Here is a 12,237-nt window from a genome sequence, read left to right as displayed (position 1 = left end):
ACTATTCTAGTCGCCACAAAGGATAGTCTCCTCCAGCTAGTACGGGAGAACGGCCAGTTTTAGATGCGATCGCATCTAACAATTCCCCGGTTGCATAGGGAACAAAATAATCACTATATCCTGCTGGAATGTCAGGTAGCTGACCAGGTTTAAACAAAACAAAGTCAGTTTCAGGCGTCACTGCATAACTCAATGAAATCATGCTGCCTAACCCCGTCGATCCCAATTCAGCAATTACCAAGGGTTTTGTAGTTTGCCGAATAACCTCTCCCATCACATTACCGTGATAATTAATATTCTTATTCCACCAGGTAAAGGATGCTGCACTGAGGGTGTTAGAGACTAATCCCATAACCAACAACAGGACTAAAATACCCTGCCCCCAAAACCGATATAGTCCCCGGTCAGACAACATCAGCTGTCGTAACCAACCTGCCAATATTAACGTCACCATCAGCAAGGATGGCATAAAGTATCGGGTACTGATAGATAACTGCCCACCATTAATCAAATCAGGCAAAATCAACCCTAAAGCAGGCAACATCAGGGTCATTATGCAGAAGGCCATTGTAGGGGGCGGAGTCACCAACAGCAACTGCCATAGAGCCATCAACAACAATGCCAACACAATAGGGGGCACCCAGTAAGTGTACGAATGTTCCAGCGGCAACCCCAGATCAATCACTGCTGAGCTGAGATGCAGTCCCCACAATTTGATTAGCTGGCCTAACGGTTGTCGAAACGAGGTCCATTCAGTTGCTGACTCTAACTTGGCCCTGTTACTCAATATGACCAATAGCCAAGGAATAAAGGCTAAAAATGCTCCACCAAGAGCGATCGCAAACCGTTGCCAATGTTGTCGTGAACCACTGATCAACACATACAAGCTGTGGGCTACTATCACCAAAATACTCAACAGCGTCGTGTATAACATCAATGCAACACTGAGACCGTAAAACCCCCACGGACGTACAACCGTTGCCAAGGAAGAACGGACCACGATAGCACTGCTGGAGTATCGGCCAGAAGAACGCATTGCTCTGATTAAAAAGCCGTTGGCCACTAAAATCAAACAAGCCCACAGACTATATTCTCGAGCCTCTTGAGCGTAGAGTAGCTGTACGGGTGACAGCGCCATGAGACAGGTGGCAATTAGGCCAGCCCAGTGATCTTGCCAAAGTTGCTGACAAAGCCAGTAGGTTAACGGCAATAAGGCTAAACCAAATACAATAGCCAATGCTCGAAACGATGTTATGGAAGGTGATAAAACTCCTACCCACAAGCGTTCTAACAGATAAAACAAGGGTGGATGTTCTGGGTGGCTGACCAGAGCAGACCAGGTATCGCCCCAACGTCTGGGCTGAGGAAATTGCTGCAGTTCCTGTAGCTCAGATGCTGATATTACAGGCGCTTGAGTCACTTGCTTTTCAAGCGCTTTGCCTGAGTGGCCTAATACTCGAATTGTTGTGTATACTTCGTCATGCCAGTAAACTTTGTGGGCGGCATTAGTGCAGCGCAATGTAATGCCCACCAACAGACAGACAACCAACAAAATCTGCAATCGCCTTTTAATGACTGCAATTGAACGAGAACTAACCACGGCTTAGGTTTGCAATTAATTGCAACCATCAGTTGTTAAGTTATCAAGCATACGCTACTTTCCTGGCGCTCGCAGCTATATAAGCACTGTAGCTAGATCTAGAGTAGGCGTAGCTGTTGTAAATCCGGCGAATCCGACGATTTTTGTTTACGTTTTTTAGGGGATGCAATGTTCCCATGGGCGACAAACCATGTACGTAAATCACTACACTGCTGAGCGTCCAAATTGTCTAACTCTAGTGCGGTCGGGAACAGGTTGGGGGCCTCAGTAGCGGCCCAATCTGTCTCACTAGGGTAGCGTTCAACGCCAAAAGGCATCACATTTTTGGGCATACGCCCTAAATAGGGCACAACATTATCGCTGTGTAAGAATTTTTCCCGTTGTTGTTCTAATTGTTGTACACGGCGAGATCTCGTTTGCCGATAGTCCAAAATTGGCTCTGGATATCCCTTGGTGGGCGGCGGTGTCCCTAGCTGTTCTGGGGGTAAGTGGGCCAGTTCTGGCACCCAGTGCTTAATAAACAGCCCTTCTGGATCACAGCGGTCAACGGCCACCTGCTGAGGGTTATAAATACGCGTCCAGGTCTTATCCACACAGTGGGTCACGCCCGACTGCATAGCCCACTGATAATGGTCAATCGGGCAGTCACCATCAATTAGGTGACGCATAAAGTGCAACGCTCCATAACGCCAGTCCATGCCCAGCAGATTGCTGAGAAAACTGGAATAAATAGCCCGCGATCGAAAATTGAGGGATAAATACCCACCAGTGGCCTGCAAACAGCGCGCCGCCGCATCCACCATGGGAAATCCGGTCTGCCCATGCTGCCAAGCCTGGTAAAGGTCCTCGTCGAAGTCCCAGCCGTCATCGTCAAAAATTTTGTATAGCGATCGCAGCTCCAATTGAGGCAGATAGCGAAAACGCTGGGTAAACCCATTTCCCCAACGCAATCGAGAAATCAGCTGATGGTAGCTACGTTGAATACGGCGGTCACCCCGGTCATCAGCCCGTTGAATAGTCTGTACACACTCCCGGACAGAAATTACCCCAAACTTGATATGCGGGCTTAGCCCCGTTGTAATTTCCGCACTGGGGTAAGACAGTTGCCAATAGTAGCGATCGGCTTTCTCGGCTAAAAACTGCTGTAGTTGCCGTCGCGCTGCCTGAGTACTGCCTATGGGAATCGGCTTATCATCCAAACTATGCCCCAGCTGTTCTAGATCAGGCAGCTCATCACTGACCACTTCAGCAGGCACCTCTACCCAAGATGGCGCAGGCACCAATGGCATTGCCATCTCTTGGTACCACCATTGACGGTACCGAGGATAGGCCATCAACTCTGACCGGCTAGCAGGTGGTTCAAACCAGCGAATTTTCATCTGCTGAGCGGCTAGCACTCTATGGAGATTGGCATCGCGAACTCGACCATAGATGCGCTCACAGTCGGTATAGCTATAAATGCCCTCAGCCTGAGTTTCCCTAATCAGACGGGGCAACACATCCACTGGGTTACCACTACGCAAAATTAAGCGCCCCCCAAGATGGCGCAAATCCTGATGCAGATGACGCAAACAGTCCACCATAAAAGCGACTCGAGCAGCCCCCGTTTCTGGATGCTTTAGCAACGCACGATCAAACACAAACACCGGTATGACTGCGCCACGACGTGCGGCTCGATAAAGGGGCTCATGGTCATATATCCGCAGGTCACGACGAAACCACACTAGCGTCCGATTCATCAGCGCCTCCTAGCCCAGCAGATTACATCCATACCTTTGGTGCTCGCTATAATTCGCTGCCTAAATGATAAAAACTTTTTTGTTTTATGGCCCTAGACTAGCCTCTTTTTAGTTCAAATGTACTATTATTGATGTCACAACCATTAGAACGTTTGTCCTATGTCTCGGTCTGATCTGTATACACCACGCCGTCGTCCAGCACCCCAAAGACGGCCCCAAAGACGTCATGAAAGACACCCCGCAGGTTATTACGTCAAAGCACGTTCATCCCGGTCATCGCAGCGACCCAATTGGCTATTTGGCAGCATTGCACTAGCGACCTTAGCACTTATTCCCCAAGATATATGGTCGCGCATTTCCATGCCGATCTCTACTCAGCCTACCCAGTCACAGTCTGTGCAGCCATGGTATCTGAATCGCACCAAGGCGACTCAAACATGCGAGACAGTCGTAAATGCCGACCAGCGTCTTTCCCGTGGCCAATTAACTAAATTTTTAGTGATTGCCCAAGATTCAGCCCAGACAATCGTCCATGAAACCATTTCTAGCCCCTATTGCACATTGTCTAAAGCAAATCAAAGCAAGCAAAGCGAGGCCTATCCCTTAGAGTTTGACCCAGACACCTGGTTTGTCGTCAATTACGAGCAAGGCCTCTATAAAAGCTACGACTTTGTCTTCAAAGTCGATTAGCAGCTACTACATATTCAACTCTCGCAGCAGGCCATCACAGGCATCCATCAATAAATTAATCACATAGTCAAACCCATCTGACCCACCATAATAGGGGTCAGGCACTTCCCGGTCAGAATGTGTCTGGCAAAAATCGCACATACGCTTTACTTTGTGCGCGTATTTCCCAGACGGGTCAAGGGCCAAAATATCGCGATAGTTACTGTCGTCCATGGCTAGCACCAGATCAAATTGATCCAGGTCAGACACTGTAAACTGTCTTGCCCGACCGACTAGTTTAATGCCGCGCTTTTTAGCAGCAGCTGTCATACGGCTATCTGGAGAGCTGCCGATGTGATAGCTCGATGTTCCTGCAGAATCACAAACCACCTTCGATTGCAAACCTCGTTGCTCCAACAGGTGGTTCATGATGTTTTCTGCTGATGGAGATCGGCAGATATTGCCTAGGCAGACAAATAAGAGTCGGGTCGTCATGGCAGAAACTCGATGAACGTAGAGAAATTGGCTATACAAAAACGACTAGCGATCATTACGCTAGCCGCCTTTGGGCAAAAACTATTTCTATGGACTTAGAGGCCTGGAAGCTGTAAACCACCCGTCAACTCTTCCATACGCTCACGCATGGTCTCTGTAGATTTGAGATAAGCGTCACGCATAGCGGCTGATACTAGGTCAGAGAGAACCTCTGCCCCTTCATTCATCGCTTCAGGGGAAATAGAAACCCGTTTGGGCTCCTGATTGCCACTGAGGATAACTTTAACCAAGCCACCGCCAGACTGGCCTTCAATTTCCATTAGTTCAAGTTCTTCCTGGAGTTTCTTAGCTCCCTCTTGAACTTGCTGAGCCTTTTTAAAGGCTTCGCTCAGCTCTTTCATTTTTCCAAGACCGAAGCCAAAACCTTGCCCTTTGCTCATAATTGGCGGCGTGATTTTACTAAATGAACTGTCAAACTATACGTCGCCTTGGCAGGAATTGCAATCGCTACTCACACAGTATCGGCAACTGTCCATTGGCTCATACAGCCTGAAAGTCTCCTAGAATCTGCACCTCAGGCCTTAGTTGCAAAGACCATTTGTCATCTACAATGCCCTGAATATGTCGGATCAGCTTGAAAATATCGCTAGCGGTTGCACCACCACAGTTGAGAATAAAGTTGGCATGCCGCTCTGCCACTTGAGCTTGCCCCACTTTGAATCCCTTCAGACCTGATTGTTCAATCAGCCAGCCTGCACTTTTGGGCTGAGGATTGCGAAATACACTGCCACAGCTGGGTAAATGATAAGGCTGGGTGGATCGGCGCTGCTCTAGATCGGCAGAGGTCTCTGCCCGAACTACTTTTGGCTCATAGCCAGGCTGTAGTTGAAACGTGGCCTGGGTCACAATCCGTGGATCGGCTTGTAGAACAGAGGTTCGATATTGAAACTGCAGCTGCTCAGGAACCAGGGTTTCTAGAGAGCCATCTGGATTTAACACCTGAGTACTCACCAAAATTTCTTGGGTATCACTGCCATGGGCTCCCGCATTCATGACAACCGCTCCACCAACGGTTCCTGGAATTCCTACAGTCCACACCAGCCCCCTCCAGCCGCGTTTAGCCACTTTCCAAGCTAATGTGGCCATGGGCATACCGGCAGCGACAGTGACTCGACCTGCCTCATCAAACTGAGTTTGCCGCAGATAGCGGGTACAAATTACCAGACCGGGTAAACCGCGATCGCTAATCAGCAAGTTGGAGCCAGCCCCCAGACGAGTAATGGGTAACCCTTCAGCATTTGCCCACTGAACACAGGCCTGTAGCTCGCTGACACTGCGGGGGGCAGCAAACCACTCCGCTGGCCCACCCACCTTAAATGTGGTCAGACTTGCCAGGGGATACTGGGCCTTAGCGATACAGCCGGTACTCGTAAGTTGCTTTTCAATGGCCATTGCTAAAAATACGGATTAGAGAAGTTGTTGCCAGCCGAAATTTTCATCTTGGCACAACATGATTGCTGGCTGTGTCCTAAACACTTGTCAGGGCGGTTTTTTCAGATTGCTTGGCTTGATAGTCCATCACATCTGGAATGACCTGGTTTAGATTACCTGCCGTTAGAAAAATAACCAGATCGCCCGGCTGCAACAACGCCGCCAACTTTGCTTTCACGTCATCTAGAGTAGCTGCATAACTTACCTGGGTATGGTGTTCACCAATGGCACTAGTGACATCTTCGCCCGTAATTCCCGAGGGATTTTTCTCTCCAGCACTATAAATGTCAGTGACAATCACCTGGTCTGCCTCGGCAAATGCCATTGAAAACTCCTGCAGTAGCGTTGTAATGCGGCTATAGCGATGGGGCTGAAACACAGCTACTACAAGGCGTTGGTTAACACCTTCTAGACTCTCCGTACTTTTTACTTTGGCCGCTGCCAGGGTTACCTTAATTTCACTAGGATGGTGGGCATAGTCATCAATAAACAATATGTTGTTGTGAAACCCACGGTGATCAAAGCGACGCTTAGCACCTTCAAAGGTAGCCATGATGGTGGAGATCACATCAAACTCTACCCCTAATCGGCGAGCCACAGCAATTGCCGCCAAAGCATTACTTAAGTTATGACGCCCTAAAATCGCCAGGTGTAATTCCCCCAGACGCTGGCCTCTTTCCCAAATCTCCGCCGTTGTCCCTTGCGATGTTTCACAAATATCTGTGGCAATATAATCAGCCCCTGACTCGGGCCGCAAACTGTAGGTGACGTTAGGCTGAATCTGGTTCATAACCGTCTCACAATCAGCGCTACCAATCACCACATCGCACTGATGTGCAAAGTGTTTGAAAATGCCTACTACCTCATCCAGAGTGCTGTAGTGATCCGGATGATCTAGTTCAATGTTAGTGATAACACCAATTTCAGCTGACAGTTTCACTAAGGAGCCATCAGACTCATCTGCTTCAGCCACCATATAATCGCTGGTCCCCACATGGGCGTTCCCCTGCCATGCCGCGACCTCACCTCCGATAACGATAGAAGGATCGATGCCGGCCTTAAGCAGCAGATACCCCACCATGCTGCTAGTGGTGGTTTTGCCATGGGTGCCTGCGATCGCAATACCCTGACTTTCATTCATCAGGGCAGCCAAAATATCAGAGCGATGGAACATAGGACAGCCAGCATCCATAGCAGCCTTATATTCAGGGTTACTAGGACTAATTGCCGTAGAACAAACCACTTGGGGCAAGACCTGCGTATCGTCCGCTAGCGTCTGGGTTGCCTGAGCAATATTGTCAGCTTCTTGACTCCAAAAAATGTGGACACCTTTCTCTTGCAAGCGCCGAGTAATGTGAGTTAAATGGCAGTCAGACCCAGACACTGGTAACTGCCTTTCGGCCAATACATAGGCCAAAGCTGACATACCAATGCCACCAACACCAATAAAGTGTAATGGTCTGCCATTAAAATCTACTGCCATTGGCATAAAACTTACCTCACACACCACACACAGATATTTCAGGCGTATAATACCAGGAATCTATAGAATGGCTACACACCCAACTACCAGGGTTCGCCATTTCGCGCAATTTACTAGGTACCAATCCTTAAAACTTCAACATTGATTCCAGGAAAGCGATATATGCTGGATCTTCGTCAGAACTTCACGCAGATTCCTGAGACTGACTTGTAAGCCAATACCGTGAGCAATTATACTTAATTTCAATATAGAACGATAATCCATTTGTTAAGCCCGGGCATCCCTTTATTACATGAATTTGGCGCAGGCTTGACTGTGATATCTACGAGCCCGGGCTGTTTAGACAATGGGATATCATTGATTTTGCTAACGCAAACGCTAATTTGACGCAGTTGTACGACAGAGGGTAAGCGCAGTGATTAGAGTAGCTATCAACGGTTTTGGGCGCATTGGACGCAACTTCCTACGCTGTTGGTTAACCAGAGAAAATTCAGGATTTGACATTGTTGCAATCAACAATACCTCGGATCCTAAAACAGCTTGTCATTTGCTGAAGTATGACTCCTTGTTGGGACGTTTGGATGCAGATGTTAGCTTCACCGACGACACCATTACCGTCGGCAATAAGACTATCAAATGCTGTTCTGATCGTAACCCCAACAATTTGCCTTGGGGCGCTTGGGATATTGATCTTGTAATTGAATCCACAGGCGTTTTTGTTAGTGAAGAGGGCGCACGCCGCCACTTAGAGGCGGGAGCTAAGCAGGTTCTGATTACAGCTCCTGGTAAAGGTGGCAACATTGATACATATGTGGTTGGCGTTAATGCTGACCAGTATGTTCACGGCAAGAATCCCATCATCAGCAACGCTAGCTGCACCACTAACTGCTTAGCTCCCGTAGTTAAGGTCGTTAACGACGCCTTTGGCATCATCAAAGGAACAATGACCACTACCCATAGCTATACAGGTGATCAGCGCATTTTAGATGCTAGCCACCGTGATTTGCGCCGTGCCCGTGCAGCTGCCATCAACATTGTGCCGACATCCACCGGTGCTGCTAAGGCCGTGGCTCTAGTTATTCCTGATATGAAGGGTAAGCTTAACGGTATTGCAATGCGCGTCCCCACACCCAACGTTTCCGTCGTTGACTTGGTTGTTCAGGTTGAGAAGAAGACAATCAAGGAAGAAGTTAACGAGGCCATGAAAGCTGCTGCTAGTGGCTCTATGAAGGGGATTCTGGGCTATACAGAAGAGCCTCTTGTTTCCATCGACTATCGTAAGACTGATGAATCTTCGATTGTTGACTCCAGCCTAACGTTAGTTATGGATGGTGACATGGTTAAGGTTGTTGCTTGGTATGACAATGAGTGGGGCTATAGCCAACGCGTTGTTGATCTAGCTGAGGTTGTTGCGGCTAATTGGCAAGCATAACCCACATAGCTTTCTAAGCATTCAAAGCCCGCTGTATCTTGTATGCAGCGGGCTTTGTCTACAAATAACACATCCAGTGGATAGTGGTTCCCATGTCTCAAGACTTAAATGTTATACGGTCTGCTCTACTTGAGCCCTATAGCGATTGAACAAATGTTGGTATTTAAGAATACGATCAAAGTCTCCTAAAGCTAAACAGGTCGTTTTCAAGGTGTTGAGTGCCTGCTGTTGCAAATTCAAGTTTTGCAGTGCTAAACACACCTGAAGTCGTTGTTCTTGATAGCGAACAACGTCATCCGTCTGACCTAAAGCATCATAGTTAATGCTTAAACTGTCTAAACTTTGTTCTTGAGCCCTTAAATCACTTAATTCTCGGGCTAATTGGAGACGTTGTTTCAGATAGCCAACCGCCAATTGATAACGGCCTAATGCGTAGCAAGCAGTCGCTAAGTTACGCAAAATTTTGATCGCTGCCGATTTATCCAACCTAGGATTGTCTATATCTAAAAGTCTGCTGTAGTATTCAACAGTTTTGCCATAGTCACCGATACGATGATAGAGGTTGCCAATATTGCGTAAGATTTGAGCTATATCTTTGGAACCTTGATGTGATTGTGCTAATTGCAAGCTTTGTTCATAACAATCAATGGCCTGAGGATACTGACTTTTTGCTTTATAGGCTAAACCCAAGTTGTTAAGGCAACGGCTCAGCACCTTATCGTTATTCAGTTCTTTAGCTAGCTCATAACCTTGCCACAGAGCATTGAGCGCTTTATCTAGATCATTCAGGTGGCGATAGCTATTACCAATTTGATCTAGAGCTGACATTTGCAAATAAACATAGTTAGAGGCGTTAGCAATATCAAGGGCTCTGCGAGCCGAGTCTAAGGCCCAGAGATAACGCTTTTGACTATACTGAGTCAGCGCGATGGCATGATAAATTTTGCCTTCTAAGAGGCAATCACCCGTTGGATTCAGGCTATGCAAGGCAATTTGCAATGTGTCTAATGCAGACGAGTATCGACCCTGACGATGGTAAGCCAATCCTTCCTTGAGATAGTGATCAGCTATCTTATCTGCACTACTCTGCGCCGCAGGCAGTTGACTACCGGAGATCACTATTGGCGAATCCTTATTGTGCATACTCAAATCTCCAGGAAGCTTAGTCAGCCCAGTTAGTCAGCTCAGGTAGTTAGCTCAGGTAGTCAGCGCAATGCGAGCATGAATCTACGTACGCATCTATACTAATGTGCTCGTTGAAAGCCCCATAACCGTACTAACCCCTAGTTGATTGCCACGGTCTCTAGTTCAGCTAAATAGCTGACCATAATATGGGCCGTCAGTTAATCCCTATGATGGAAAGAGACACCCATCGCTATAGGCAATTATTTTGACCGCGTCCGTATTTGCAGCCGAACATCTACTTTTTGAGCCCGCTGCCCCCCACTCCGATGCAGTTCCCGTTATTTTCGCGTTTCCCAACGAATATTCCGTTGGGATTACGAGTTTGGGGTATCAGGTAATTTGGGCCATGTTGGCCCAGCGCAGCGATCTGGCCGTGGGCCGTCTGTTTACAGACTTGGCCAGTGGTCTGCCTGCCAAGCCTGAGCTCATGGGGTTTTCGGTGTCCTGGGAATTGGACTATATCAATATCTTAAATTTGCTAGAGCAGCAGCAGATTCCTGTTCGTAGCAGCGATCGCACCTCCGATCATCCCCTCATTTTTGGCGGCGGTCCGGTCCTCACCGCTAACCCTGAACCCTTTGCTGACTTCTTTGATATTGTTCTTTTGGGCGATGGTGAAGATCTGATTCCCACTTTTATAGACACCTATCAAACTGTACGGGACGCCAGCCGATGGGAACAGTTGAAGGCTCTGGCCCAGGTCCCTGGCATCTACATACCCAGCCTCTATCAGCCCATATACGACGCCCCCACCGGACCCATCAGTCGAGTAGAACCCGCCGATGGTGTCCCCGCCGTTGTCAAAAAACAAACATATCGAGGCAATGTGCTGCTAGCCTCAACGGTGGTTACAGAAAAGGCTGCCTGGGAAAATATTTTTATGGTGGAGGTGGTGCGCAGCTGCCCCGAGATGTGTCGATTTTGCCTGGCCAGCTATCTAACGCTACCGTTTCGTACAGCTAGTCTGGATGAATCGCTCATTCCTGCCATTGACCGTGGCTTGGCAGTCACCAAACGGTTAGGGCTATTGGGGGCCTCGGTAACTCAGCACCCAGGGTTTGAAGAGCTACTGGACTATATTAATCGGCCCGAATACGATGATGTACGGCTAAGTATTGCTTCGGTGCGCACCAATACCGTCAATGAGAAACTAGCCCATACGCTGGTTAACCACGGGACCAAGTCCATCACCATTGCCGTGGAAAGTGGTTCAGAACGGGTTCGTGAAACCATTAATAAAAAGCTTGAAACCGCTGATATTGAACGTGCTGTCGTCAATGCTAAAGCGGGCGGTCTCAGCAGCGTTAAGCTCTACGGTATGGCCGGTATCCCCGGTGAAACGGAGACCGATTTAGAGGATACGGCCAACATGATGCTGCAATTAAAGAAGGCGGCTAAGGGAGTGCGGCTCACCCTGGGCTGTAGTACGTTTGTCCCTAAGTCCCACACCCCATTTCAGTGGTACGGCGTGAACCCTAAAGCAGAAAAGCGGCTGAAGTTTTTACAGAAGAAGCTGCGATCGCAAGGCATCGATTTCAGACCAGAAAGTTACAACTGGTCAGTTATTCAAACTCTGATTTCCAGAGGCGATCGACGCATTGGCCAGCTATTAGAACTCACCCGCCACTACGGAGATTCCTTGGGCAGCTACCGTCGGGCATTTAAGGAACTAAAAGGGCAACTTCCCCCCCTAGAGTTCTATGTCTATACAGATTGGTCAACAGAGCAGCCCTTACCCTGGGACCACCTAGAAGGGCCTCTGCCTAAACCAACACTGATCAAACATCTACAAACAGCAGAGTCTTACATGGATGAACCTAGGTTGTGTCGTTCTATGCCCACAGCTAACGTATGTGGATCCGTTTGAACTCAAAGGCAACATCACTGTTTACGCTAAAACGTGACACTATCTTTTTCCAAACAATAAACGGCAACGTAATTGGCCAAAGTACCCCTGAAATGATGACAAAAGACCAGTTAAGTACACTTGCTTTGGAAGCATCGGTATCCTTAAAAAATGCATATGACGCAATTAAGAAAGTGACACTAGCGGGCAATAGGTAGTACAAGTAGCTCATAATCAAATCAGATACTTATCAGATATTTCAGAGCATAGACACAGAAAGCCAACAGTCGATAAGCA

Annotated in this window: 10 protein-coding genes; 3 read left to right on the top strand and 7 right to left on the bottom strand. The window is 48.0% G+C overall.

The window, feature by feature from the left end:
* Position 1 precedes the first annotated feature (1 nt).
* Together DXZ20_RS30060 and DXZ20_RS30055 are read right to left on the bottom strand one after the other, a co-directional pair.
* Positions 2 to 1,600, bottom strand: a complete 1,599-nt coding sequence (locus DXZ20_RS30060) for a glycosyltransferase family 39 protein (protein ID WP_163702635.1) — start codon at positions 1,598 to 1,600, stop codon at positions 2 to 4.
* A gap of 98 nt (positions 1,601 to 1,698) precedes the next feature.
* Positions 1,699 to 3,339: an FAD-binding domain-containing protein gene (locus tag DXZ20_RS30055; protein WP_163702634.1), complete on the bottom strand. Its 1,641-nt coding sequence runs from the start codon at positions 3,337 to 3,339 to the stop codon at positions 1,699 to 1,701.
* A 159-nt stretch (positions 3,340 to 3,498) separates the two neighbouring features.
* On the opposite strand from DXZ20_RS30055, the gene DXZ20_RS30050 reads away from it, so the two are divergent.
* A complete protein-coding gene (locus DXZ20_RS30050) occupies positions 3,499 to 4,029 on the top strand; it encodes a hypothetical protein (RefSeq protein WP_163668055.1) in 531 nt (176 codons plus the stop codon).
* A 6-nt stretch (positions 4,030 to 4,035) separates the two neighbouring features.
* On the opposite strand, the gene DXZ20_RS30045 is transcribed toward DXZ20_RS30050, so the two are convergent.
* From DXZ20_RS30045 to murC, 4 genes are all read right to left on the bottom strand, one after another.
* Positions 4,036 to 4,503 (bottom strand): low molecular weight protein-tyrosine-phosphatase, encoded by a 468-nt coding sequence (locus DXZ20_RS30045; protein WP_163668053.1) that lies wholly within the window; start codon positions 4,501 to 4,503, stop codon positions 4,036 to 4,038.
* 95 nt (positions 4,504 to 4,598) lie between these two features.
* The gene (locus DXZ20_RS30040; RefSeq protein WP_163671767.1) at positions 4,599 to 4,946 is read right to left on the bottom strand and encodes a YbaB/EbfC family nucleoid-associated protein; all 348 of its coding nucleotides are present in this window, start codon (positions 4,944 to 4,946) and stop codon (positions 4,599 to 4,601) included.
* A 97-nt stretch (positions 4,947 to 5,043) separates the two neighbouring features.
* Positions 5,044 to 5,955 carry a UDP-N-acetylmuramate dehydrogenase gene (murB, locus tag DXZ20_RS30035; protein WP_163702633.1) on the bottom strand — a complete coding sequence of 304 codons (912 nt, stop codon included), beginning with the start codon at positions 5,953 to 5,955 and terminating at the stop codon, positions 5,044 to 5,046.
* A gap of 76 nt (positions 5,956 to 6,031) precedes the next feature.
* Complete coding sequence (gene murC / locus DXZ20_RS30030; protein WP_163668048.1) at positions 6,032 to 7,483, bottom strand: UDP-N-acetylmuramate--L-alanine ligase; 1,452 nt, start codon at positions 7,481 to 7,483, stop codon at positions 6,032 to 6,034.
* A 409-nt stretch (positions 7,484 to 7,892) separates the two neighbouring features.
* Here murC and DXZ20_RS30025 point away from each other — a divergent pair, with 409 nt between their 5' ends.
* The gene (locus tag DXZ20_RS30025; protein WP_163668046.1) at positions 7,893 to 8,909 is read left to right on the top strand and encodes a type I glyceraldehyde-3-phosphate dehydrogenase; all 1,017 of its coding nucleotides are present in this window, start codon (positions 7,893 to 7,895) and stop codon (positions 8,907 to 8,909) included.
* A gap of 111 nt (positions 8,910 to 9,020) precedes the next feature.
* Here DXZ20_RS30025 and DXZ20_RS30020 read toward each other — a convergent pair whose 3' ends face one another.
* Positions 9,021 to 10,052 carry a tetratricopeptide repeat protein gene (locus DXZ20_RS30020; protein WP_163702632.1) on the bottom strand — a complete coding sequence of 344 codons (1,032 nt, stop codon included), beginning with the start codon at positions 10,050 to 10,052 and terminating at the stop codon, positions 9,021 to 9,023.
* 247 nt (positions 10,053 to 10,299) lie between these two features.
* On the opposite strand from DXZ20_RS30020, the gene DXZ20_RS30015 reads away from it, so the two are divergent.
* A complete protein-coding gene (locus tag DXZ20_RS30015) occupies positions 10,300 to 11,961 on the top strand; it encodes a B12-binding domain-containing radical SAM protein (protein WP_163668042.1) in 1,662 nt (553 codons plus the stop codon).
* Positions 11,962 to 12,237 lie beyond the last annotated feature (276 nt).

The organism is Adonisia turfae CCMR0081 (assembly GCF_011009555.1).
Taxonomy (GTDB): Bacteria; Cyanobacteriota; Cyanobacteriia; order Phormidesmidales; family Phormidesmidaceae; genus Leptothoe; species Leptothoe turfae.
The sequence above is the reverse complement of the archived record's forward strand: the minus strand, read 5'-3'. Positions and strand labels throughout refer to the sequence as shown.